The sequence below is a fragment of the Actinomyces denticolens genome (genome assembly GCF_002072185.1).
GTDB classification, from domain to species: Bacteria; Actinomycetota; Actinomycetes; order Actinomycetales; family Actinomycetaceae; genus Actinomyces; species Actinomyces denticolens.
On the sequence record NZ_MVIW01000002.1, the window covers coordinates 1 to 24,373 of the forward strand.

Below are 24,373 nucleotides of genomic sequence, written 5' to 3' on the forward strand. Positions count from 1 at the left end.
CTACATCACCACCACCCAAACCACCCCACCCCTAACCATCCAACGCCTCATCCCCTACCTCACCGACGACGCCCAAGAACACCACAACCACTAACCCACCACCAACCGGCCTCGACGACAACAACGACCGGTCTCGATGACATTTTCGACCGGTCTCGGATATAGGGAGGGGTTATGGGGTGGGGGTGCTGGGGGAGGAGGGGGAGTCGCCCTCCTCGTCGTCGCGGCGGCGACGGCGGATGTCCCGCTCCAGGTTCCTCAGGAACTCCGGGTCATCATCCGGGCCCAGCGGCCGCTGCCTCTCGGGACGGCGGAACTCCACGCCCTCCCGGGAGGACCACAGCTTCGGCTCCACGACGCCCCCGCGCTCCTCAGCGGCCTTCACCCTCGAGGTGATGATCCACGCGATCGGCCCCACACCGGTGAGGGCCAGGATGATGAGGATCCACAGGGGCTTCGGGAGTCGCGCGGGCATGTCCTCATTCGGTGTGCGAGCGCAGTCCAGCACCGAGTAGATCGCCAGGGCGAACAGGAGGACGATGAGGACGACGCGCACGCCCCCACCATATCCGAGTCGTCGAACACGGGCAGGCCGAGTCCGGGCGGCGCGGCGGCGCGGGCGGTGCGAGGATGCCCCCGTGAGCACGCGCCCGGCCCCCCTCCTCCTGCGCGGCGGTACCAGTCCCGACGCCGTTGCCGGGCTCCGGGCGGCCCTCGCGTCCCTGCTCGATCGGGATACCACCGGCCCCGGCCCTTCCGCAGTCGCCATAGAGGGCAGTGCCGCCTCGTACCCACTGCTCGTCCCCATCTCCCCGCAGGAGGATGAGGCACTCGTCCGCGCCGACCTCGCGCGCCGTCTCGACCCGGCCGGCCCCGCCTCCCGCGCGGACATCCTCCTGCGCACCTCCGGCTCCACCACGGGCACCGGCAGTCTCATCGCCATGAGCGCCCCCGCCCTGGTCGCCTCCGCCCGCGCCACCCATGCGCGCCTCTCAGGACCCGGGACCTGGGTCCTCGCCCTCCCCGCGCACCATGTCGCCGGGCTCCAGGTCCTCGTGCGCTCGCTCGTGGCCGGGACCGAGCCCGTCGTCGTCGACACCACCGGCGGATTCAGGGCCACCGCGCTGACCGGCGGACTGGCCGGCGCCCTGGCCACCAGCAGCCGCCCCGTCTACCTCTCCCTCGTACCCACCCAGCTCCTGCGCGCCTTGGCCGACCCCGACTGCGCCCGCGCCCTGGCCCGCACCAGTGCGGTCCTCCTCGGTGGTGCCGCGGCCGACCCCGTCCTGCTCGCCCGCGCCCGCAGCGCCGGCGTCCCCGTCGTCACCACCTATGGGATGAGTGAGACCGGCGGCGGCTGCGTCTACGACGGCGCCCCCCTCGACGGCGTCACCGTCACCATTGAGGAGCCGGACGCCACCGGCGCGGGCCGCATCGCCCTGGCCGGCCCCGTCCTCGCTCTCGGATACGCCCACCGCACCCTCCCCGGCGATCCCGCCCCCGCCTCGCGCTTCGCCGCGCGCGACGGGAGGCCCCTCCTGCTTACCTCCGATCGCGGGCGCCTCGACGGAGACGGTCGCCTCATAGTCCTCGGGCGCCTCGACGACGTCATCATCAGCGGCGGCATCAAGGTGGACCCCCGCGAGGTCGAGGCCGCTCTCCTGCGCATTCCGGGCGTCGGGGAGGCCTGCGTCGTGGGGATTCCCGACACCCGGTGGGGGAGCGCCGTCGCGGCCGCCGTCGTGCCGGCGCCCTCCTGGGACGACGGCGGACTGGACGCCCAGTCCCTGCGCTCGGCCGCGCGTGCCGCCCTGCCGGGGCCCAAGGCGCCCAAGCGCGTCGTCGTCGTGCCCGAACTGCCCCAGCGAGGCCTCGGCAAGCCCGACCGGCGCGCCGTCGCCGTCCTCCTGGCCGGCTCCAGCCGGCCGGAGGCCCCCCGAGCAGGCGACTGATCCCGATCAGCAGGCAGGCCCCGGACGCAGCCCGCCCGCAGGCTCCCCCCGCGCGGCCCGCCCGCCGTGGGAGCGGACCGCCGCCCGCGATAGGCTCTAGGCCGCATCCCCTCCGAGAGGCCCTCATGAGCAGACCAGCCCACCAGGCACCCCCGGCCCGCGCCACGAACTGGGCAGAGGTCGTGCGCCTGCGAACCCTGCCTGCCGCCGTCGCCCCCGTCCTCCTGGGGGCCGGCGCCGCCACCTCACTGGGCACCGGCTCGCTGCCGCGCACACTGCTCGCCGCGGGCGTCGCCCTGGCCCTCCAGATCGGCTGCAACCTCGCCAATGATTACTCCGACGGCGTGCGCGGCACTGACGATCAGCGCACCGGTCCCCCGCGCCTGACCGCCTCGGGGCGGGTGGCGCCCCGCAGGGTCAAGCTCGCCGCCCTCGGCTGCTTCGCGATCGCAGCCGCGCTCGGGCTCGTGCTGGTGGTCCTGACCGGGCAGTGGTGGCTCATCGGCGTCGGCGCCGCTGCCGTGGCCGCCGCCTGGTTCTACACCGGCGGACCCCGCCCCTACGGATACGCGGGCCTGGGGGAGGTCTTCGTCTTCGTGTTCTTCGGCCTGGTGGCAACCTGCGGCACCGCCTACGTCCAGGGCGGGGTCGTGCCCGGATGGCTCTGGCTCGCCGCCGGCGGTATCGGCCTCATCGCCTGCTCCCTGCTCATGGTCAACAACCTGCGCGACATCGGCACCGATCCCGCCCACGGGAAGATGACGCTGGCAGTGCGCCTCGGCGATTCCCGCGCCCGTAGCGCCTACATGGTCATGGTGTTCATGCCGGTCTTCATCGCCCCCGGATCGCTCGCCTGGGCTCATACCGCCGCCGGTGGGGCCTGGGACGCCATGGCCATCATCGACATCGTCTGCCCGCTGATCGTCATCGCGCCCCTCGCCTGGCGCGCCACCACGGCCGTGAGCACTGGGGCGGCCGGCCGCGAGCTCATCGGCTCCCTGCGCGACGCCGGCCAGTACGAACTCGTCTACGGCGCGGTCATCGGCCTGGCCTTCCTCATCGTGGGGACCTGAGGCCCTCGGGCACGACGGCGCCCCGGCGCCCCGCCCGGTACTGGGCGGGGCGCCGGGGCGCCGCTGCTCACGGGCCTCAGTTATCGCTGTCCGAGCCCATGGAGTCATCGCTCATGGGGTTGGCGGGCGCCTCTGAGGCGTCGCCGCCCATGGTGCCGTCATCGCCCATGGATCCGGCCGGGTCGGTGTCGTCGCCGCCCATCTTGTTGTCGTCATCCGTGGTGGAGTCGTCCCTCATCGAGCCGCCGGGCGCGCCGGAGGCCCCGGCGTCCTTCGCGGCCGGAGCCGTGGTGGCCGCGGGGGCCGTGGTCACGGAGTCGTTGGACTCGCCGGAGTCGCCGGAGTCCGAGGACCCGCAGGCGGCCATGCCGAGGGCGGCGATGGCGATGAGGGAGGCGGCCATGGCGGTGCGAATGCGCATGTGCTTCTCCTAATGGTGGGTGGTGCGAGCGCGTGAGAAGCGCGTCGCCGGTTCGCGGCACCATAACGAATAGATCACTGTGGATTCTGTGATACTCCCCATAGACGCTGGTGGCTGCTGGAGCCCCTATGACCGCTCCTGGTCGCTCCGCGGCGCGGAATCGCGGGCCAATCCATCACGCTCCCTCCCGCTCCTCCCGGCGGGAATCTCCCGGGACTCGTCTCAAGGAGCGCCCGCGGGCCCCGCCCGCGCCGGTCCCCACGGACTTGATCGGGCCCGCCGGTGCCCTTCCCCCTCATCCCCTCTCGGGCGGAGAAGAGCGGTCGACCGCATCGTGATGCAGTCGACCACCAATGAATACGACGAGCCCTCGGCGCGGCCCTCTCCCCAACTCAGAGGCCGCGCCGAGGGAGCTTCTACTCCGTGCTCGTCATGCTCGTCGCGGGGGTCACTTCGCGGCGTCGGTCGCCTTGCCGTCGCTCATCTTGTCGTGGCCGTCCGACATCTTGCCGTGGCCATCGGACATCTTGCCGTCCGACATCTTGTCATCCTTGCCGTCGGACATCTTGCCGTCCGACATCTTGTCATCGGACATCTTGTCGTCGCTCATCTTCCCGTCATCCATCTTGTCGGCGGTGGCGGTCGCGGCGGGCTTGGTGTCCTTCGACTCGCTGGACGAGCCGCAGGCGGCGAGGCCCACGGCGGAGATGGCGATGAGGCCGGCCGCGAGAGCGGTGCGAGCGGTGCGAATGCGCATGAGTGTTCTCCTCTACGAAGGTTCGGGATCGGGCCCGCCTCGTGGCGAGCCATCACCCCTCATCCGGGGCCGGCGCCCCGCTGGATCGGAGCGATTGATGTGACGCTCGCCATGCCCCGCTCATCGTCATTCCACCCATCCACCGAGCGCCCGGCGCCGAACAAGGGATGAATCAACCGCACAGACACGCAAGGAGCCCAGATGCTCATCAGTCTTGTCCTCATCGGCTTCTTCGGAGGCCTCATCACGGGCATATCGCCGTGCATCCTGCCGGTCCTGCCCGTCATCCTCCTGTCCGGCGGCGCCCAGGGCGCCAAGGGCGAGGGTGGGAAGGCGCCCTCGCGCCTGCACCCCTACCTCGTCGTCGGCGGCCTCGTCCTGAGCTTCACCACCTTCACCCTCATCGGCTCCACGTTGCTCAACCTGCTGGGCCTCCCGCAGGACACGCTCCGCTGGGCCGGCGTGGTGCTCCTCGCCCTCATCGGCGTGGCCATGATCATCCCGAAGGTCATGGAGATCATCGAACGCCCCTTCGCGCGCTTCCAGAGCATCGGCGGTGGCAAGCGCCCCACGAACGGATTCCTCCTCGGACTCGTCCTGGGAACCGCCTACGTGCCCTGCGCCGGGCCCGTGCTCGCCGCCGTCTCCGTGGCGGGCTCCACCGGCAGGATCGGCGCCGACACGGTCGCCCTCGCCGTGTCCTTCGGCCTGGGCACCGCCGTCCCCCTGCTGTTCTTCGCCCTGGCCGGCCGCGGCATCACCGAGCGCCTCAAGGCCTTCCGCACGCGCCAGAAGGGCGTGCGCATCGCCGCCGGCGCCATGATGATCTTCCTGGCCGTCGCCCTGGTCACCGACCTGCCCGCCGTCGTCCAGCGCTCCCTGCCGGACTACACCGCCTCCCTCCAGGCCAAGACGGACGAGGCCCTCAGCTCCACCCGCCAGGTCGCCCAGGGCCGAGGGGCCTGCGTCGACGGCGCCGACCACCTGGAGAACTGCGGCACCGTCCCGGAGCTGACCGGGATCAACGCATGGTTCAACACCCCCGGTGAGCAGGCATTGACCGCGGCCGACCGCGAGGGCAAGGTCCACCTCTACGACTTCTGGGCCTACTCCTGCATCAACTGCCAGCGCTCCATCCCCGGCATCGAGAGGCTCTACGAGACCTACAAGGACTCCGGCCTGCAGGTCGTCGGCATCCACTCCCCGGAGTACGCCTTCGAGAAGGAGGTCGACAACGTCCGCGACGGGGCCAAGAAGCTCGGCATCACCTACCCGGTCGCCGTCGACTCCGACCTGGCCACCTGGACCGCCTTCGACAACCACTACTGGCCCGCCCACTACCTCGTGGACGCCACCGGGCAGCTGCGCCAGGTGAAGTTCGGCGAGGGCGGCGAGGAGACCACCGAGAAGCTCGTCCGCGAGCTGCTCAGGCAGGCCAACCCGTCCGTCCAGCTCCCCGAGCCCATCTTCACCGAGGCGGACAACGCCCCCGACGTCTCGGCGGAGCGCAGCCCTGAGACCTACCTCGGCTCCGATCGCGCCCAGTACTTCGCCGACGGCGTCCTCAAGCCCGGTCCCGGCACCTTCACCTTCCCCGCCGAGCAGAAGGAGAGCAGCTTCTCCCTCGACGGCGCCTGGTTCGTCGAGGGTCAGAAGATCAACCCCGATGGCGCGCCCGGCAAGTTGCGCCTGTCCTGGAAGGGCGAGCACGTCTACCTCGTGGCCTCCGGGGAGGGCAATGTCACCTGGAAGAACGACGGCGGCGAGGAGAAGACGATCCACATCTCCGGAACGCCCAACACCAATGAGCTCGTGAGCACGGCCAAGCCCTCATCGGGGCAGCTGGAGCTCACGGTTGACCCGGGGGTCTCCCTGTACTCCTTCACCTTCGGGTGAGGGGCGCAGTCCCCGGCTGCGAATAGGAAGAGAGGAGGAGAACGATGAGGAGGCGCCCCACCGGGCCCGTACTATGCGCAGTGTGGAAAAGCAGCGGCACACTGAGCGCGGCGACGAGGTCGACGCTCTCCTGGGACGTGTTGCCCGGGGTGACGAGCATGCCTTCGCCGAGTTGTACGACGCCTGGGCGGGGCGCCTCCTCGCCCTCATCATCCGCATCGTCATCGACCGGGCCCAGAGCGAGGAGGTCCTTCAGGAGGTCATGCTCGAGGCCTGGCGCCGAGCGCCCTCCTTCGATCCCTCGCGGGGGACGGGGCGGGCCTGGCTCGTCACCATGGCCCGCCACCGGGCCATCGACAGGGTCCGCTCCGCCCAGGCCGCGAGGGACCGTGAGGACGCCTGGCAGGACTACCTGCCCGATAGCGACGTCACCGTGGCCGAGGTGGAGGACCGCATGGAGGCCGGCAGAGTCCGCGAGGCCCTCGACGCCGTCGGCGAGCCCCACCGCACGACGATCGCCCTGGCCTACTTCACCGGCCTCACCCACACCGAGATCGCCAAGCGGATGGGCGTGCCGCTGGGCACCGTCAAGAGCCGCATCCGGGACGGGATGGCCAAGATGAGAACGCACCTAGGAGAACAACGATGAGCAGGGAGGGAGAGGACATGACCGCGGCAACGCGCCCCGGCGCCGATGATGAGGAGCTCCGCGCGCTCCTCGACGGCGAGACCGGTGCCCTCCTCGGCGCATCACTGGCCCCCGTCGAGCCGCCCGCCGGGATGCGTGCAGTGCTCCTGGAGCGGATCAAGGGCATCGAGCAGGAGGGGTCGGCCCCGACGCCGGGCACCCGCTCGGAGACGGTCCGCGCGGACGCCTCCCGGGGCCCCGGCTCCGACGACGCCGAGGCGCTCGCCCCCGTCATCCCCCTGCGCCGTCGCCGCGCCTGGCGCTACACGACCCAGGCGGCGGCCGCCGTCGCGCTCATCGCCGCGGGCTTCGGCGCCGGGTACGGCAGTGGGTACGGATCGGGCTACGACGGCGGCCACGACACCGCCATGGAGCATGTGACCCCGATGGTCGACTACACCCACCTCAATGAGGCCCAGGACGTCCAGCGCGTCACCGACACCATGTCCGACGGGCATGTGGCCACGCTGACCTGGAGCGAGGGCATGTCCATGACGGCCCTGTCCCTCCCGGCGGCGATGCCCGCCTCGACCGGCGGGGCCACTTTGCAGATGTGGTTGGAGGATCCCGCGGGCATCACCTCGCTGGGCGCCTATTCCCCCGATGAGGGCACCACCTTCACCTTCCTTCCCACGACGCCGAGGCCCGGCCAGCGCATTCTCATCACGGCGGAGCCCGCCGGGGGCTCCGCCCAGCCGACGACGACGCCGCTCGTGGTCCTCGCCGTCGGCGGTCAGGGCGACGATGAGGGGAGCGCGTCCTCCGGGCCGAGCGGCCCGGCCTCCACGCCGTCGTCGCCGGCCACCAGCCACGCCTGAGGCGCCTGGCCCGAGCAGTGAGCGGCCCCGGTACCGAGCTCGGTACCGGGGCCGCTCACGCGCGATGAGGAGTGGCGTCAGCGGGCGCCCTCGGCCAGGGGCGCCTCGGCGTCGGGCTCATGCGTGATCCGGTTGCGGATATCGCGGCGCACCACCTCGATGCTCCACAGCCAGATGATGTGTCCGAAGAACTCCGAGAAGTGCTCGGACCAGGTCTGCGCGCCGGCGACCCACGGGAAGGGGTTCGGGGCCCAGCCCAGTATCGGCATCACGACGACGTGCGCGCCCACGTAGACGAGGATGCCGAAGGCGGCGCCCTGCCACAGCTTGATGCCGGGGTAGTACTCGGCGATGACGCAGTAGATGAGCGCGAACACGATCGCGAAGCTGAAGTGCACGATGAAGGACATGATCGGCGCCGGGTTGTTGTTGAAGGTCACCGTGGCGTGCGAGGTGTCGTGGGACATCCCGAACCACTCCAGCATCGACTGCGGGGGGTTGGTCTCCGAGCGGACGCCCGGAGTGCGGGGCGGGAAGGGGACCTCCCAGCCGAACTTCACGATGGCGGAGAAGAAGCCGCCGATGAGACCGACGATGATCGCGGCGCCGATGCGGCGACGGGCCGGATCGGTCTTGGTGAGCAGTGATGACATGGGGGAGACCTCCTCGATGGATGTGCCAGCGGAATACACCTAGAAGTAATAGGGGAACGGTGACCAGTCCGGCTCGCGGCGCGCCAGGAAGGCGTCCCGCCCCTCGACGGCCTCATCGGTCATGTAGGCCAGGCGCGTGGCCTCCCCGGCGAAGACCTGCTGGCCGGCCAGACCGTCGTCGGCCAGGTTGAAGGCGTACTTGAGCATGCGGATCGCCTGCGGCGACTTGGAGGCCACGATGGCGGCGTACTCCAGCGCCCGCTCCTCCAGCTCGGCGTGGGGCACCGCCTCATTGACCACGCCCCAGCGCTCGGCGGTGGCGGCGTCGTAGGGGCGGGCGAGGAAGAAGATCTCGCGGGCGCGCTTGTCACCGCACTGGCGGGCCAGCAGCGCCGAGCCGTAGCCGGCGTCGAAGGAGCCCACGTTCGCGTCGGTCTGCTTGAAGCGCGCGTGCTCGACGGAGGCCAGGGACAGATCGCACACGACGTTGAGGGAGTGCCCGCCGCCGGCGGCCCAGCCGCTCACAGCGGCGATGACGACCTTGGGCATCATGCGGATGAGCCTCTGCACCTCCAGGATGTGCAGGCGCCCCGCCCGGGCCGTGTCGACGCGGGCCCGAGCCGCCGCCACGTCCGCCTCATGGGAATGGGGCTTCGACGGCGGCCGATGGGCGGCGGGGTCAGCGGGCTCGGCGTCCCCGGCGCGCCGAGCGGACGATGCGCCGTCGTCGGTCTCGTAGAGGTAGCCGTCACGGCCCCGGATGCGCTGGTCCCCGCCGGAGGAGAAGGCCCAGCCGCCGTCGCGCGGGGAGGGGCCGTTGCCGGTGAGGATGACGGCGCCGACGTCGCCGCTCATGCGCGCGTGGTCGAGCACGGCGGCGAGCTCGTCCACGGTGCGGGGCCGGAAGGCGTTGCGCACCTCGGGGCGGTCGATCGCCACGCGCACCACGGGAAGATCCCGCGACCAGGCGCCGTCGGCGTCCCGCTCGCAGCCGCGGTGGTAGGTGACGTCGGTGAGCTCGCCCGAGCAGAAGCCCTCGACCTCCCTCCAGCGCAGGGGATCGAAGATCTCCGAGACGCGGCGGGGCAGGGGGTGCTCGGAGCCCCGCGCGGCGCGGGCGCCCCCGGAGACGGGTGCCGGCGGCCTTGGAGGGGCGGATGGGGCTGACGAGGGCGGTACGGCGGTCATGGGCATCAGAGTAGGCGAGTGGCGCGAGGGGGAGCGCGGCTACGCTGGGGCCATGAACGAGTCCCAGCCCAGTGCCGCACCTCATGCGATGCCAGGCGCCGCGTCCGCCGGCGCCCTCCGCGCCACCGGGGCGCCCGTGGCGGCGAGCCGCGCCCACCAGCGCCAGACGATCCCCGCCGCCAGGGGCGGGGGACGGGTCGACTCCGAGGTCGGCCGATTGCGCGAGGTCATCGTCCACCGGCCTGGCGCGGAGGTCGCCCGCCTGACGCCCATCAACGCGAACAGCCTCCTGTTCGACGACGCCCTCGACATCGAGCTCGCCCAGGCCGAGCACGACGCCCTCACCACGATCCTGCGCGAGCACGGCGTCATCGTCCACGACTTCCGCGACCTGCTCGCCGAGTCCCTCGCCGTGCCCGAGGCCCGCGCCCTCGTCCTGGAGCAGGCCGTGGGCCCCGAGGAGGTCGGCCTGTCCACATCCGAGGTCCTCACCGCCTACCTCTCCGGCCTGCCCGACGCCGAGCTCGCCGATATCCTCCTGGCGGGTCTGACCCGCGCCGAGCTGCACGACCGCCTCGACGCCTCCGATTCCAGGACCTTGTTCGCCACGACCTTCCTGTCGACCCTCGAGGGGCAGTTCGTCATCTCCCCGCTGCCCAACCACCTGTTCACGCGCGACGCCTCCTCGTGGATGTACGGCGCCTGCCACCTCAACCCGATGGCGCTGGCCCCCCGCCGCCGTGAGACCGCCAACTACGAGGCGGTGTACCGCTACCACCCCGCGCTCGCCGACCGGGCCGCTCTCTGGACCACCGCGCGCCACGCCACGGGCGCCACCGTTGAGGGCGGCGATATCCAGGTGATGGGCAACCGGACCCTCGTCGTGGGACTCTCGCACCGCTCCACCGCAGCGGGGGTCGAGCGCCTGGCCTCCCGGCTCTTCACCGATGGCGCCGCGGACCGCGTCATCGGCGTCCACATGCCCGACCGCGCCTTCTACACCGAGCTCGATGCCGTCATGCACCTGGACACCCTCATGTCGATGGTCTCCCCGGACACCTACCTGCGCTTCGCGGGCTTCGACGACGTCACCACCGTGGAGATCGAGCCCGGCCCCGCCCACGGCTCCTCGACGCCGGGCCTCAAGGTCACGATCCACGACGGCGCCGAGATGGACCAGGTCCTGGCCCGGGCGGCGGGCATCGACTCCTTCCGCATCATCAGCCCCGACATGACCGATGAGGCCGAGGCCCTGCGGGAGTTGGCGCGCGATTCCTGCAATGTCGTCGCCCTCGCCCCGAACCTCGTCATCGGCTACGCCCACAACCGGCGGGCCAATGAGGCGCTGCGCGCCGCGGGAGTCGAGGTGATCGAGACCCCCGGCGTCGAGCTCGTCCGCGGCCGTGGCGGCGGCCACTGCATGACCTGCCCCGTCACCCGCGACGCCGTGTGAGCGGGCTGCGCGCGCTTCTCGGCGCTGAGCGGTGCCGCCTCCACCCACTGGTGCGTTCTGCCCGCACCAGTCGGTGAAAACGGCACCGGTCGGTGCTGGCAGCCCGGCAACGGGCCTTTGAAGCGGCGCGGTCCGCGGGGGCGTCAGGCGGCGGGCTTGGGGCGGTAGGCCGTCAGGCGCCCTGAGTTGTCGTAGACGATCATCTCGCCGTCGCCGGAGGCGACGCCCCACGAGGAGAGATCGCCGACCCTGATCGCCCCCGACTCACCGCCCGAACTGGGGTCGACCAGGTGCAGGTACAGGTCATGATCCCGTACCTCGCGGACCTCGGCGAGCGGCCCGGTTCCCATCATCGTCGCGTAGGTGACCGGCAGCAACCTGCACTCGGCGTCGTCACCAGCGGCGGCGCGGTTGCGCCGGGCCAGCGAGTTGACGCCCGGCATCGACAGGGTTGACCCGCCATGGAGGAGCGCGGCGGAGCAGGCGCCATCCGTCGCCTCCGTGGAGACCGTCATCGTCGACGGCGCCCAGGAGGTGTCCGCGCTCTCGATCCAGGCGCGGGCCTGCTCCGCGCTGATCGGTGTGGGGGAGTAGGGGAATGTGCCGTAGTCCTTCGAGGCGTCCCGGTGGGCGTCCCCGAGGGGGGCGCCGTCGGGGGAGTACAGGGAGACGCGCTCCTCATCCTCGGATTTGTCCGAGACGCCGATGAGCCAGCCGTCGGACAGGGGCGCTATGAGGGCGGCGCCCGTGATCCGGCCCATGGATCGGGTCGATCCGTCCTCGAGGTCCACGGCGAGCAGCTCCGTGGTGACCTCGTCGCTCCTCTGGAGGTTCAGGTCCTCCATCGCCAGGGCGTACCTGTTGTCGTTGAGCGCGCCGAGCCCCACGTCGATCGTGCTGTTGGACGACTCGATCGTCGTCGTCCAGCGCTCGTCGTAGCGGGAGGTCCACAGCGTGCAGGTCGGGCCCTCGCAGGCGATCGCGATGCCCTGCGCGGCGGAGACCGTCGCACCCGCCGACCACGGGGCGCGAACGCGCTCCTGGGTGTCGAGATCGATCAGGTCACCGCCGTCGACCACCCAGTTCCTCCACACCTCGGCTTCCGGCAGGGCATGGTCGAGCTCCTGCTCCCAGAGGGTCGCGACTCCCTCCTCGGACTCCTGCAGGACCGTGATGAGGGTGGACTCGCTCCGGATGATGAAGCGCACGAGCTTGGAATCGGCTCTTATGAGCTTGGCCCGGTCCTCCTTCTGGGCGCTCGGGGACTCGGGACCGTCATAGCTCCATGCCTCCTCGGTCCCATTGAGCCAATCCGCCGACCACGTACTCCTGGAGGGGGTGATGAGCTCATTCATGGCCCTCGGCGCCGAGGACCTCAGGATCGCGTAGGCGGCGGCACCGCTTCCCAGGAGCGTGCTGATCGCCAGGAGGACCGAGACCGCGGCGCGGACCCGGCCTCCCGGGGCGGGCGGGGGACTCGGTGAGGGCGGCGGACCAGCGACCATGGCATCGAGGATGCCATGGATCCCGGCAGTTCGCACCGGGTCGCCCCGCGCTGCCCCGTCCCCGCGGTGCAGCGCGGGCAGAGGCCCGCGGCCGGGTTCCCGCCACCGGGCGCGCTTGCGCGGATCTCGCCCGGCCCTCTTCGGGCCGCGAGCATCAGGTTGCGGGCATGGGGCGGTAGGCGGTCAGCCTCCCGGAGGCGTCGAAGGCGATGAGGAGAGTGCCGTCGGTGAAGTAGTCCCACGTCTTGCCGCCGCCGATCCTGATCGGGCCCGACTCGCGTGGGGAATCGGGGTCCACCAGGTGCAGGGACAGCTGATCATCGATGACCTCCCGCACCACCGCGAGCGGTCCGGTCCCCATCATCGTCATGTAGCGCATCGCACTGCGGGGATGGCATGTGGAGTAATTCCACAGGTCCACCCTCACCACGGAGTTCGCCGCGGCGAGGCGGAGGGTCCCCCCGCCGTGATTGAGCCCGGTGGGGCACGTGCTCCCGGTGGGCACGGACATCGTCGACGGCGCCCAGGAGGTGTCCGCGCTCTCGATCCAGGCACGGGCCTGATCCACGCTGATCGGTGTGGGGGAGTACGGGAAGGTCGAGTAGTCCTTCGAGTCATCCTCCCTGACCTCGCCCATGGAGGTGCCGTCCAGGGAGTACAGGGCGACGGGCCCCCCGTTGCTCTCGATGGCGCCGGAGGGGTCGTCAACGGCGACGGCCCACCCATCCGAGAGGGCGACCCACGAGGAGTCGTTGGAGATCGTGCCCAGGGAGGCCGAGGAGCCATCCTCGAGATCCACCACGAGCAACTCGGGATCGGTGTCCCAGCGAAGGTCTGCGCCCGGTATCTCAGTTCCCAGGACGTACCGGCCGACGGTGCTGGTGAGGTCGAACCCCAGCTGCTGATTGGACGACGGGATCGTCGTCGTCCAGCGCTCGTCGTAGCGGGAGGTCCACAGCGTGCAGGTCGGGCCCTCGCAGGCGATCGCGATGCCCTGCGCGGCGGAGACCGTCGCATCCGCCGACCACGGGGCGCGAACGCGCTCCTGGGTGTCGAGATCGATCAGGTCACCGCCGTCGACCACCCAGTTCTTCCACACCGCGGTGTTGCTCGCCTGCTTGCCCAGGGTCTGCTCCCAGAGGGGTTCGACGCCGTCGCCGCTCCTGCGCAGGACCGTGACGAGGGTGGAGTCGCTGCGGCGGATGCTGCGGACGAGCTTATCGCCCGCGCCCCACACGCGGGTCCGATCACCCTCCTCCGAGGCGTCGTAGGTCCACACCTCCTGGGCGCCGTTGAGCCAGTCCGCGGAGAAGGCCGGCGGTCTGGCAAGGGAGATCGCGGCGCGCGCCTGCGAGGAAGCGCTCCCCAGCAGCGCGTAACCGGCGACGCCCCCGCCCAGGAGGAGGCTGACCGCCAGCACGATGGACACGATCGCGCGCCCCCTGCTGCTGGTCCCGCCGGGCGTCGCGCCATCGGCGGACCCCGGCCGGGGCTCCGGGGAGGATGAGCGATCAACGGTCATGGCGTTGAGGATGCCAGGGAATCCGGCGGTCCGCACCGGGGCGGAGTCCCCAGCCGGGCCAACCGGGCGCGCAACACCGCCGGGCCCTCCATGACCCGGGGATCCCCATGGCCGGGTGACGGCGAGCCCTGGAATCGCCGACCTCTGGCTATCCTGGGGGCGTGACTCCCACTTCCCATGCGCGGATCCGCGGAGAGCTCGACCTGGGGGCTCTCCGGGAGAAGGACCGCACCGGCCTCCTGGCTGACATCGACAGGATCGTCGTCTGGGATATCGCCCTGACCAGCCGTTTCCGCGGCCTGACGCGCCGCGACGGCATCCTTCTCCACGGCCCCGCGGGCTGGGGCGAGGTCGCTCCCTTCTGGGACTACGACGCCGATGCCTCCGCGCCGTGGCTCGCCGCGGCCCTCGAGACCGCCACCGGCATCGGTCCCGGGGGATCCCCCGCCCCTCAGCACCCCATCGTGCGCACCCACATCCCCGTCAACGTGACCGTCCCCGAAGTGGGGGAGCAGCAGGCCCGTGAAATGGTGGCCGCCTCGGGCTGCCGCACCGCCAAGGTCAAGGTCGCCGGGCGGCGCGACTCCATGCGCAAGGACATCAAGAGGCTCGAGGCCGTTCGGGATGCCCTCGGTCCCGAGGGCCGCATCCGCATCGACGCCAACGGCTGCTGGGACCTCGACGCCGCCGCTCGCCACATCCCCGTCCTCGACCGCGCCGCCGGGGGCCTGGAGTACGTGGAGCAGCCCTGCTCCGACGTCCACGACCTCGCCGCGCTGCGCAAGCGCCTCAGCGTGCCGATCGCCGCCGACGAGTCCATCCGCCTGTCCGCGGACCCCCTCGCCGTCACCCGCCTGCGGGCCGCCGACCTGGCGATCCTCAAGGCCGCTCCGCTGGGAGGGGTCACCCGCGCCCTCGCGATGGCCGAGCGGCTCGGACTGCCCGCCGTCGTCTCCTCCTCCCTGGACACGACCATCGGCCTGTCCGAGGGCGCCCGGCTGGCCGCGGCGCTGCCCGTGCTCGGGCGCGCCTGCGGGCTGGGCACGATCCGCCTGCTCTCGCGCGACGTCGCCGTGCCCTCGGCCATCCCCGTGAACGGGTCCCTCGCGGTGCGCAGGCCCCACCTGTCCAAGGCGATCCTCGGAGCCGCGCTCGCCGGCGAGGCGACCGTCTCCCAGTGGCAGCCGAGGTTCACCCATATGCTCGGGGCACTGGCCGCCCGGCGGGAGCGGGAGGCGCGCGATGCCTCGAGCGCCGTCGGGGGCCTGCCGATCTGACCGGCGCCACCGGCGCCCGCAACCAAGCCGAGGACAGATGCAGCCCCCCTCACTGACCGCTGCCGCCGCCATCGTGGAGGCCCTCGTCGCCGCGGGCGTCCGCTGGGCGGTCCTCAGCCCCGGATCCCGCTCCGCCCCCATGGCCTACGCCCTCGCCGAGGCTGAGACCGCCGGGCTGCTGAACCTGCTGGTCGTCCTGGACGAGCGCAGCGCCGGCTTCACCGCCCTGGGCATGAGCCGTGCGGCGCTCCTGGAGGGCCGGCGCGTCCCCGCCGCCGTCGTCACCACCTCCGGGACGGCCGTGGCGAACCTCCACCCGGCGCTCGCCGAGGCCGACGCCGCCGGCATCCCGCTGCTCGTCATCTCCACCGACCGCCCCCACGAGCTCGTGGGCACCGGCGCCAACCAGACCACCGAGCAGTCGGGCGTCTTCGCACTCGCCCCGCGCGCCACCGTCGACATCCCCGCGGATCTCACCTCCCCCGCCGGACTGGGGGAGGCGGTCGGGCGGGCCGCCATCGCCGGGCAGATTCGCAGGGCCGTGCTCGCCGCCACCGGGGCGCTGACCAGAGATCCGGGTCCCGCGCACATCAACGCCCGCTTCCGCCCACCGCTCGCCCCCGCGGAGGGGGCGATCCTGGGGCGGCCCCGCCCGCATGGGGCACCCTCGGGTCCCGCGGAGGGGCCCGCCGTCCCCGTGCCCCGGATCGCCTGGGAGTCTCCTGGTGCGCCGACCGACGTCGCTGACGAAGGGGACGGCGCTCCGGGACTCGTCATCGCGGGCGACTGCCCGGATCCCGCCCTCGGCGCCCTCGCCGCCCGGGTGGCCGAGCGCCTCGGATGGCCCCTCCTGGCCGAACCGACCTCGGGCGCGCGCCACGGCGCCACCGCGCAGTCCCGCTACGCCGAGCTGCTCGCCACCCGCGCCGGGCACGACCTGGCGGCGCGGGCGCTCCGCCTGCTCGTCGTCGGCCACCCCAGCCTCAGCCGGCCCATCAGCGCCCTCCTCGCCCGCGACGACGCGCGGATCACCGTCCTGGCGGATCGTGCCAGGATCACCGACGTCGCCGGGACCGCGCGGCGCGTCATCGCCGTTGAGCCCGCCGACGCCCCCGAACGCCTGGAGGACCAGGCGACGCGGATCGCGGACATCCTCGGTCGGGCAGGGGCGTCCTGGACGGCTGACTGGACGAGCGCCGCCGCCGCCCTCGATGCTCCCCGAGAGGCGGCGTTCACCGCGGACGACGCCGCCCTCGCCGTCTGGGGCTCCTGCGCCCCCGATCGCGCGGACGCCGAGGCCCCCCTGCTCGTCGTCGGCTCATCCATGACGATCCGTCGTCTCGACCGGCTCGCGCCCGTGGGCGAGCCCGCGCCCACCGCCGTCGCCAACCGGGGTCTGGCCGGCATCGACGGGACGATCGCCACTGCCAGCGGCCTCGCGCTCGCCTCGGGAAGGCCGGTTCGCGCGGTCATGGGGGACCTGGCCTTCCTCCACGACGCCATGTCCCTCGGCCGTGGCGCGCTCGAGCGCGAGCCCGATCTCCAGGTCATCGTTCTCGATGATGCCGGTGGCGCCATCTTCAAGGGCCTGGAGTACGCGGGAGTCCCGGGGGACGAGCGATTCACCCGCCTGTTCTCCACCCCGCAGCGCGCCGACATCGCGGCCCTGGCCCGGGCCCTGGGCATGGCCGTTCACGAGGCGGGCGACGCGCACGCCCTCGAGCGCGTCCTGGCGGAGCCGGTGCGCGGGCTGAGCGTTATCAGGGTCGCCCTGGCCTGAGCCCGCCCTGGGCGCCGGTATACCAAGATGCAACCGATGCAGCGGGTGCTGCGGATTCGGCGGATGCAGTGGCCCTCATTGCCAGGATGATCGCCGGTGTGGGAGGATCGCGCACAGCCTGGCCACAGGTGGTGGGAATAGAAGTCACAGTCTTCCCGGTTTACCTTGCGGCAGTCAGCGGTAGATGATGCGGGCCGACGAGGCGCGCGCCCCATCCAGGAGGTTCAGAGGAGACCATGAGCAACTACGACGAGTCGAACGGGCAGCCGATCGGTGGCGACGGCATCACCAATCCGTACCGCTTCACCTCCTCGGGCCCTGCTCCCACTGACGGCTCGGCCCCCGGGTCGGCGCGCATGACCGACCCCGCCGCGCCCACCGAGACCTACACCTCCGCCCCCGAAGTCCCCGCCGGCTACGACTTCGGCCCGGGCCCCCACACCACCGCCGACGTCTTCGGAGCGCCCACGGCCATGGGCGCCGTCGACGGCGGGGGCCCCGCCCCCGCGGCCCCCGCGAATGAGCGGCGAGGGCCCGGCTGGGGCGCCATGATCGGCATGACCGTGGCCGCCGCCCTGCTCGCCTCCGGGGGCACCTTCGCCGCCCTCCGCTACGACGCCGATGGCGCCCCCTCCTCGAACGGCTCAGGCTCCGCGCCCACCGCCGTCGCGACCGGTTCCACCACGCAGACCGTCACCTCCCAGGGGACGACCCCGGACTGGCAGGCCGTCACCGCCGCCGTGTCGAACTCGGTCGTGTCCATCACGGCGGCCGTGGGGGACAGAGGCCCCGTCGGCTCCGGCGTCATCTATGACTCCCAGGGGCATGTCCTCACGAACCAGCACGTGGTCGCGGGAGCATCGAAGATCATGGTGACCCTCGCCGACGGGCGCATCTACGGCGCCGACGTCACCGGCACGGACGCCAGCACGGACCTGGCCGTCATCAAGCTCAAGGACGCCCCGAGCGACCTCACGGTGGCGCAGATCGGCGACTCTGACTCCGTCGTGACCGGCCAGGGCGTCATGGCGATCGGCAACCCGCTCGGCCTGTCCTCCACGGTGACCACCGGCATCGTCTCCGCGCTCGACCGCCCCGTCGTCACCACCCAGGAGAGCGCCGGGGACTCCTCCAACGGCTCCGACCAGCCCCAGCCCCAGCAGACACCGCAGTCGGGGGGGCTCGGCGGACTGCTCAACAACCTGCTCGACAGGGACAAGAAGCCCAGCACGCAGGTCTACACGAACGCCATCCAGATCGATGCCGCCATCAACCCCGGCAACTCCGGCGGGCCGCTCTTCGACGGCAGCGGCAAGGTCATCGGCATCACCAGCTCGATCGCCTCGACCGGGGGCTCCCGCTCCTCGGGCGAGCAGTCGGGGTCGATCGGCATCGGCTTCGCGATCCCCGTCAAGCTCGCCCAGAAGGTCGCCGACCAGCTTATCGCCACCGGCAGCGCCTCGCACGCCTACCTGGGGGTGAGGACCGGCAACGGCGGTGCTCAGGCCGACGGCGTCCTGCGCGCCGGCGCGGAGGTCGGAAGCGTGGAGCAGGGCTCCCCCGCGGCCAATGCCGGTCTCAAGCAGGGCGACGTGATCACGGCGATCAGCGGTAAGAGCACCAACCAGGCCGCGGCGCTCATCGGCTTCGTCCGCCAGTACTCGGCGGGGGACGATGTGGCGCTCACCGTCATCAGGGATGGCAAGTCCCAGGAGATCAAGGTCACTCTCGCCGAGAAGAGCTCCTGACCCCCTCCTCTCCTTCCGCATCATCGCGACCGGTTTCGATGGCGTTTTCGACCGGTCTCGAGGAGATGCGGGAGGGAGGGGAAGGTAGGGGACGGGTGCGGCTAGCGCAGGACGTAGGCGGTCATCCAGCGGCGCATGGCGCCCAGCACCTGCTCGCGCACGGGGGGCGCGGAGAGGACGAGGTCGTGCACGGCTCCGTCGAAGCGCGCCACGGTGACGAGCGACCCCAGGGCGACGGCGCGCCGGGCCGTCGCATCGGCGTCGATGACCGTGTCCGTCCGGCGCGACTCGGGAGTCCACGCCAGGCTCAGTCGCGAGCGCGCCGAGCCCATCGACAGCACCGGGCAGCGGATATCGAGCCCCGCAGCCACCCGGGCCTGGCCGGCGAGGATCGCCCGCAGCCACCCGGGCCGGATCGGCGCGCCGGGCCTGCGGACCCACTCGTCGTTGATCCGCCAGCCGCGCACCCACGGGTCGTCCGCCCACGCGGGATCCGGATCGCCGTCGCGCTCGTCCCAGCCATCGGTGACGCGGAAGCACTTCTCGGCGGGCAAGCTCGGCGTCGGCAGGGGCCTGCGGGGAGCGCGGCGCGCCAGGGCGCGCAGCACCGGAACCCCGAGGAGCCTGGCCGGCGCCGCCCCCTGGATCTCCAGCCATGGGGAGGCCAGGACGAGCGCCCGCAGCGCCCCCGGGTGGCGGTCCGCCCACAGCGCGGCCACGAGCCCGCCGGTGGAGTGACCGTAGCCGACGACGTCGGTCCCCTCCCCGTGCTCGGCGCGGATGATGCCGAGCGCCCGACCGATCTCCTCGTCGTAGTCATCGAGCGACGTCGTCCAGCCGAGCATCTGCCCCTTGCGCAGGGAGCGCCCGTAACGGCGCAGGTCAAGGGCGTAGAAGGCCCCGCCCAGGCGGGAGATCTCCCGCGCCAGGTGCGTGTGGAAGAAGTAGTCGTTCCATCCGTGCAGGTAGAGCCAGGCGAAGGAGGGTGTCGTGGGTGTGCCCGGCAGGGCTTCGGGGTCCTCCGCGGGCACATGCCGCACCAGGGTGGCGATGGCGCCGTCGGCCTCCTCATCCGGCAGCAGTTCCAGGGTGCGCGCCTGGAAGCCGGGGCCGAGGTGGTCAGGGCCCCAGCCGTCGGTGGGGGCGGCTCCCTCCCCGGTCATGCCGCGCCCGCCGCGTGAACCGTGACCTTATTGCTATGCCTCTCCACCGAGATGAGGCGGTCGGGGGACACGAAGTAGTACGGGGTGCGGCGAGGGCTGCCGGGCATCGAGACCTCCTGCCCGGTGCTGGTGTTCCACACACCCGCGATCTGGAATCCCCGGTCCGGCGAGCCGACGAGCCCGAAGGCGGCCGAGCCGTTGGCGCCTACGGCGTAGACGTCGTCGGTCACGCATTCGCCATCGGTGGCCAGCTCGAAGGTGGAACCGCTCTCGGTCAACGTGACCGTGGGGCAGGCATACCCCTTGTGCTCGCTGTCAGTGGTGGCCACGGCCCATGACATATCACCGTTGTTCGCCCATCTCCTGATCTGATCCGTGGAGGGCTGCATCTGCCCGGTGGTGGAGGCGAACATCTTCGTGCCCGCGGTGGCGCGAAGATCGTTCGCGCTCACGGAGCCCTCCTCCTGCCCCGTGGGGGAATAGAGAACGGTTTTGTCGCCTGTATTGTCGTAGGCCGCCCAGCCGTCAGCCATGGAATTGAGGGGCTTGGAGGTCTCCGTCTCATGGGTCTGGCCGGATTCGACATTGATGATGGTGTGCCCGTCAGGGGTGATGAATGACGGCGACCCCGAGAGGACCAGATCGGAGCGGAGGGGTGATTCGAGGCTCTTGCTGAATCTCGCTCCTGTCCATTTCTGCGTCAAATCCTCGGTATATCCCGCGCACGTCGAGGAGGAGCACACGATGATGACGCCGTCGACCACCCCGATGATGTCCATCGCGGAATCCCAGGGGATGTCGCTCACCTCGCCGGTCTCAAGATCAACGAGTTGCTGCCCGGACAGGAAGTGCTTGCCCCACACGCCGCCCGAGTAGGAGGTGTATTTCTTGACGTCCGCCTGCCATGCCATGGTCGGCTCGGAGTCCGTGATGGGGTAGCTGGTGATCGTGGCGCCCGAGCTCTTCCTCTTCACGGTGAGGAACGAGGCGCCTGCGGGAATGACGTCGTCCGCGTCGCTGTACGTCGCGTGCCACAATTCGTGCCCGCCCTCGGCCCAGGCGGGATCAGGGGCGAGAGGATCGGCGGCTGTCGATGGCGCTGAGTCGTCCTTCCACCACAACAGGTAGCCGATGACGCCGCCGCCCGCGAGCACGAGGGCGATCGCGAGCACCACGGCGATGACGAGGCCGGTCCGACGCCGCCCGGGAGGGGGTGCCATCGGGACGTACTGGCCGGGCACCGCTGCTCCTGGGGCGGGCTGGGCCTGGGCGAACTGCGCGGGCGCGAACTGGGCGGGCGCGAACTGGGCGGGCGGGTACGGGCCCGCCGCGTACGGGGGCTGTACCGGCGGGCCGGGCGCCGGCACCCCCGCGCTCGCCGCGCCGGGCGCGGTCGCACCTTGTGCCGACCAGCCGACCGGGGACCCCGCGCCGTAGGGTGTCGAGGATTCCGGGGCTGCGGAGGCCGGCGCGCCAGGGATCTGCCTGCCAGGGGCCTGCTCGCCGGCCGCCTGCGCGCCGGGGATGTAGGCCCGGATCGCGTCCGGCTCCTGCCGGCCCCCGCCCTCATGCCCAGGAGCTCGGCTGGCCGGATATCCGCCGGGCAGGGCCTCGGTGGGCGCGGAGGAGTCGTGGAGGGGCAGCCGGCCTGCCGGAGTGGCCAGGTAGGCGTCGTCGTCGCGATCGGATGCTGGGCCGCCGGGCCCGGCGCTGGACGGGGACTGGCTCATGGGACGAACCTAGCCGAAGACGCGCCCGCCAGGGCCGTTTCCCACCGTTCCCGCCGCCGCGGAGGTTCCCGGCGCCCTCACCCCGCGATGCTCCCGGCTCCCGCGCGCCGGCTCTCAGCGCCCCGGCCCGGCGTCGGCGAGGAAGTCGCGCAGCACGGCATCCATCTGATCGGCCTCGATGAGGAAGCCGTCGTGGCCGTGCAGCGAGTCGATGGTCGCGCGCCGCGCGCCCGGGATGCCCTCGGTGAGCTCGTCGGCCTGCCACGTGGGGAAGAGACGATCGGAGGACACGTCCACCACCAGCGTTCGAGCGCTGACGTCCGCCAGCGCGGCCGGGATCCCGCCGCGCCCCGTGCCGACGTCGTGGACCATCATCGAGTGGGTGACGATGAGGTAGGTGTTGGCGTCGAACCTGGCCAGCAGCTTGCCCGAGTGGTGGTCGAGGTAGGACTCCACCTGGTAGCGCCCGCCGACGGCAGGATCCTCCGCCCCCTGGTGCGCCCGCCCGAAGCGGGCGTCGAGCTCGGCGGCGCTTCGGTAGGTGGTGTGCGCGATCGCCCGCGCCAGCGCCAGCCCGCGCACCGGCCCCACCGGGTGGGAGTAGTAGTCGCCGTCGAAGAAGTAGGGGTCGCCCACGATGGCGAGCTCCTGGAGGTGGCACCAGGCGAGCTGGTCGGCCGTCGTCGAGGCGCCGGTGGCCACGAGCGCGAGGTTGCGCACCCGCTCCGGGCGGCCCACGCCCCACTCGATGGCGCGATGCCCGCCCAGTGATGCCCCGATGACCAGGTGGAAGACGTCGATCCCTAGGGCATCGGCGAGCCGGGCCTCGGCGGCCACGGCGTCGCGCGTGGTCAGCCACGGGAAGCGCGAGCCCCAGGGGCGCCCGTCCGGGGCCGGCGAGGAGGGGCCGGTGGAGCCCTGGCAGCCGCCCAGGATATTGGCGGCGACCACGAAGTACCGCTCGGTGTCGATCGCGCGCCCGGGCCCCACGAGGCCGCTCCACCAGCCGGGGGTGGGGTGCCCGGGGCCGGACTCACCGGTGACGTGGGAGTCCCCGGTCAGGGCGTGGAGGACGAGGACGGCGTTGTCGCGGGCCTCGCTGAGCTCCCCCCAGGTCTCGAAGGCCAGCACCGTGTTCGGCAGGGTCTCCCCGGATTCCAGGGGCAGCTCCCCGATCTCCAGGAAGCGGCGGTGCCCCGGGTTGTCCCCGGTGCGCCAGGCCCCGGTGGGGGATCCCGCAGCGCGGTCGACGAGCTTGGAGGCGGCCGTCCCCACGCCGGCCGTGATGGGGTCCGGTGAGGTGGGCTCGGGCAGGCCGGGGTCGGGCGATGCCGAGTGACTCATGGCGATCTCCTCGGGCTCGGCCGGCGCTCAGCGCGCGCCCAGGGCGGCCAGGCCCCGGTCGAGGTCGGCGACGATGTCGTCAATGTGCTCGATGCCGATGCTCAGGCGCACCGTCCCCGCGCCGATCCCCGCGGCCGCCAGACCGGCCGCGTCGAGCTGGGAGTGCGTCGTCGTCGCCGGATGAATGGCCAGCGAGCGCACATCCCCGATATTCGCGACGTTGGAGAACAGTTGAAGGGCGTCGATGAACGCGCCGCCGGCCTCGCGCCCGCCGGCCAGGTCGAAGGTGAGGATCGATCCGGCGCCGCGCGGGCAGTACTTGCGATGCAGTTCGTAGTAGGGGCTGGACGGCAGGCCGGAGTAGCGCACCTGGCTCACAGCGGGATGGGGCTCGAGGTGACGGGCCACGGCCAGGGCGTTGTCCACATGCCGCTCCATGCGCAGGGAGAGGGTCTCCACGCCCTGGGCGATGAGGAAGGCGTTCAGCGGGCTCGCGGCGAAGCCGAGGTCGCGCTGGCCCTGCGTGTGCGCCTTGAGGACGAAGGCCACGTTGCCCAGTGGTGAGCCCACCCCGAGGTCGCGGGCGAAGACGACGCCGTTGTAGGAGGGGTCGGGCTCGTTGAAGCCGGGGAAGCGCTCGGCATGCGCGGCGTAGTCGAAGCTTCCGCCGTCGATGATGACGCCGGCGATCGAGGAGCCGTGGCCGCCCAGGAACTTCGTGGCGGACTCGACGACGATGTCCGCTCCCCACTCGAAGGGCCGGGTCAGGAACGGGGAGGCCACCGTGTTGTCCACCACCAGCGGCACCCCTGCTCGGTGCGCGGCGGCGGCGATGGGCTCGATGTCGAGGATGTCGCCCTTGGGGTTGGGGATGGACTCGCCCAGGAAGCACACGGTGGTCTCATCGGCCAGGGCCTCCCAGGCGGCGGCGTCGGAGGGGTCCTCGACGAACCGGGTGGTGATGCCCAGGCGGGGCAGTGCGGTGGTGAGCAGGTTGACGGTGCCGCCGTAGAGCGAGGGCGAGGCGACGACGCTCGACCCAGCGCCGCCCAGGGTGAGGATCGTCAGCGTGGTGGCGGCGCTGCCCGAGGCGACGAGGTGGGCGCCGGTGCCGCCGTGCAGGGCGCAGATCCGCTGGGCGACGGCGGCGTTCGTCGGGTTGTCGAGCCGCGTGTAGATGGGGCCGAGCGAGGACAGGGAGAAGCGGTCGGCCGCCTCGGTGGCGCTGGGGAAGACGAAGGAGGAGGTCTGGTAGATCGGCAGGGCGCGGGCGCCGGTGTCGGAGTCGGGGGTATGGCCCGCCTGGACCTGCAGGGTCTCGAACTGCCAGGAGGCGAGGGTGGCGGGGGTGGTCGCTGCGTTGCTCATCAGGGGTCCTTCGGTGGTGCCGGTGCATGTCTGCTCT

At 71.9% G+C, this 24,373-nt stretch carries 20 protein-coding genes; 9 read left to right on the plus strand and 11 right to left on the minus strand.

Features of this window, described 5'->3' with window-relative positions:
- Positions 1 to 172 precede the first annotated feature (172 nt).
- Positions 173 to 556, minus strand: coding sequence for a PLD nuclease N-terminal domain-containing protein (locus B1H55_RS00670; RefSeq protein ID WP_073451556.1), 384 nt, complete (start codon positions 554 to 556; stop codon positions 173 to 175).
- 82 nt (positions 557 to 638) lie between these two features.
- Here B1H55_RS00670 and B1H55_RS00675 point away from each other — a divergent pair, with 82 nt between their 5' ends.
- The gene (locus B1H55_RS00675) at positions 639 to 1,952 is read left to right on the plus strand and encodes an AMP-binding enzyme (RefSeq protein WP_073451555.1); all 1,314 of its coding nucleotides are present in this window, start codon (positions 639 to 641) and stop codon (positions 1,950 to 1,952) included.
- A gap of 125 nt (positions 1,953 to 2,077) precedes the next feature.
- Entirely contained in the window at positions 2,078 to 3,025 is a 948-nt protein-coding gene (locus B1H55_RS00680) for a 1,4-dihydroxy-2-naphthoate polyprenyltransferase (protein ID WP_073451554.1), read from the plus strand.
- Positions 3,026 to 3,101: 76 nt separating this feature from the next.
- On the opposite strand, the gene B1H55_RS00685 is transcribed toward B1H55_RS00680, so the two are convergent.
- Both B1H55_RS00685 and B1H55_RS00690 read right to left on the minus strand, forming a co-directional pair.
- The gene (locus B1H55_RS00685) at positions 3,102 to 3,446 is read right to left on the minus strand and encodes a hypothetical protein (RefSeq protein WP_073451553.1); all 345 of its coding nucleotides are present in this window, start codon (positions 3,444 to 3,446) and stop codon (positions 3,102 to 3,104) included.
- Positions 3,447 to 3,894: 448 nt separating this feature from the next.
- The gene (locus B1H55_RS00690) at positions 3,895 to 4,203 is read right to left on the minus strand and encodes a hypothetical protein (protein ID WP_073451552.1); all 309 of its coding nucleotides are present in this window, start codon (positions 4,201 to 4,203) and stop codon (positions 3,895 to 3,897) included.
- Between the two features lie 201 nt (positions 4,204 to 4,404).
- Here B1H55_RS00690 and B1H55_RS00695 point away from each other — a divergent pair, with 201 nt between their 5' ends.
- From B1H55_RS00695 to B1H55_RS00705, 3 genes are all read left to right on the plus strand, one after another.
- Complete coding sequence (locus tag B1H55_RS00695; protein ID WP_077240525.1) at positions 4,405 to 6,099, plus strand: cytochrome c biogenesis protein CcdA; 1,695 nt, start codon at positions 4,405 to 4,407, stop codon at positions 6,097 to 6,099.
- 73 nt (positions 6,100 to 6,172) lie between these two features.
- Positions 6,173 to 6,748, plus strand: coding sequence for a sigma-70 family RNA polymerase sigma factor (locus tag B1H55_RS00700; protein WP_077240524.1), 576 nt, complete (start codon positions 6,173 to 6,175; stop codon positions 6,746 to 6,748).
- Complete coding sequence (locus tag B1H55_RS00705; protein WP_077240523.1) at positions 6,745 to 7,605, plus strand: anti-sigma factor; 861 nt, start codon at positions 6,745 to 6,747, stop codon at positions 7,603 to 7,605. Before B1H55_RS00700 ends, B1H55_RS00705 begins: the two co-directional genes overlap by 4 nt.
- Positions 7,606 to 7,682: 77 nt before the next feature.
- Here the strand turns inward: B1H55_RS00705 and B1H55_RS00710 are convergent, their stop codons facing one another.
- Positions 7,683 to 8,258, minus strand: coding sequence for a YagU family protein (locus B1H55_RS00710; RefSeq protein WP_073451549.1), 576 nt, complete (start codon positions 8,256 to 8,258; stop codon positions 7,683 to 7,685).
- 39 nt (positions 8,259 to 8,297) lie between these two features.
- Positions 8,298 to 9,446 carry a 1,4-dihydroxy-2-naphthoyl-CoA synthase gene (locus B1H55_RS00715; RefSeq protein WP_231952745.1) on the minus strand — a complete coding sequence of 383 codons (1,149 nt, stop codon included), beginning with the start codon at positions 9,444 to 9,446 and terminating at the stop codon, positions 8,298 to 8,300.
- Between the two features lie 52 nt (positions 9,447 to 9,498).
- On the opposite strand from B1H55_RS00715, the gene B1H55_RS00720 reads away from it, so the two are divergent.
- On the plus strand, positions 9,499 to 10,899 hold the full coding sequence (locus B1H55_RS00720) for an arginine deiminase (protein ID WP_231952754.1): 1,401 nt from the start codon (positions 9,499 to 9,501) through the stop codon (positions 10,897 to 10,899).
- Positions 10,900 to 11,042: 143 nt separating this feature from the next.
- On the opposite strand, the gene B1H55_RS00725 is transcribed toward B1H55_RS00720, so the two are convergent.
- Positions 11,043 to 12,404 (minus strand): hypothetical protein, encoded by a 1,362-nt coding sequence (locus tag B1H55_RS00725; RefSeq protein WP_080461516.1) that lies wholly within the window; start codon positions 12,402 to 12,404, stop codon positions 11,043 to 11,045.
- Positions 12,405 to 12,558: 154 nt separating this feature from the next.
- The gene (locus tag B1H55_RS00730) at positions 12,559 to 13,926 is read right to left on the minus strand and encodes a flagellar basal body-associated FliL family protein (protein WP_080461517.1); all 1,368 of its coding nucleotides are present in this window, start codon (positions 13,924 to 13,926) and stop codon (positions 12,559 to 12,561) included.
- Between the two features lie 161 nt (positions 13,927 to 14,087).
- Between B1H55_RS00730 and B1H55_RS00735 the strand changes: the two genes are divergently transcribed.
- The 3 genes from B1H55_RS00735 (at position 14,088) to B1H55_RS00745 (ending at position 18,731) form a co-directional block, all read left to right on the plus strand.
- Complete coding sequence (locus B1H55_RS00735; RefSeq protein ID WP_073451546.1) at positions 14,088 to 15,203, plus strand: o-succinylbenzoate synthase; 1,116 nt, start codon at positions 14,088 to 14,090, stop codon at positions 15,201 to 15,203.
- Between the two features lie 37 nt (positions 15,204 to 15,240).
- Positions 15,241 to 16,983 carry a 2-succinyl-5-enolpyruvyl-6-hydroxy-3-cyclohexene-1-carboxylic-acid synthase gene (gene menD, locus B1H55_RS00740; RefSeq protein WP_077240520.1) on the plus strand — a complete coding sequence of 581 codons (1,743 nt, stop codon included), beginning with the start codon at positions 15,241 to 15,243 and terminating at the stop codon, positions 16,981 to 16,983.
- Between the two features lie 236 nt (positions 16,984 to 17,219).
- Entirely contained in the window at positions 17,220 to 18,731 is a 1,512-nt protein-coding gene (locus B1H55_RS00745) for a S1C family serine protease (protein ID WP_077240519.1), read from the plus strand.
- Positions 18,732 to 18,832: 101 nt separating this feature from the next.
- Here the strand turns inward: B1H55_RS00745 and B1H55_RS00750 are convergent, their stop codons facing one another.
- From B1H55_RS00750 to B1H55_RS00765, 4 genes are all read right to left on the minus strand, one after another.
- Positions 18,833 to 19,894 carry an alpha/beta hydrolase gene (locus B1H55_RS00750; RefSeq protein ID WP_077240518.1) on the minus strand — a complete coding sequence of 354 codons (1,062 nt, stop codon included), beginning with the start codon at positions 19,892 to 19,894 and terminating at the stop codon, positions 18,833 to 18,835.
- On the minus strand, positions 19,891 to 21,624 hold the full coding sequence (locus B1H55_RS00755; RefSeq protein WP_143221379.1) for a hypothetical protein: 1,734 nt from the start codon (positions 21,622 to 21,624) through the stop codon (positions 19,891 to 19,893). The genes B1H55_RS00750 and B1H55_RS00755 overlap by 4 nt, the downstream gene beginning before the upstream one ends.
- Positions 21,625 to 21,738: 114 nt before the next feature.
- Positions 21,739 to 22,968, minus strand: a complete 1,230-nt coding sequence (gene metX / locus B1H55_RS00760; RefSeq protein ID WP_073451541.1) for a homoserine O-acetyltransferase MetX — start codon at positions 22,966 to 22,968, stop codon at positions 21,739 to 21,741.
- Between the two features lie 27 nt (positions 22,969 to 22,995).
- The gene (locus tag B1H55_RS00765; protein ID WP_073451540.1) at positions 22,996 to 24,336 is read right to left on the minus strand and encodes an O-acetylhomoserine aminocarboxypropyltransferase/cysteine synthase family protein; all 1,341 of its coding nucleotides are present in this window, start codon (positions 24,334 to 24,336) and stop codon (positions 22,996 to 22,998) included.
- Positions 24,337 to 24,373 lie beyond the last annotated feature (37 nt).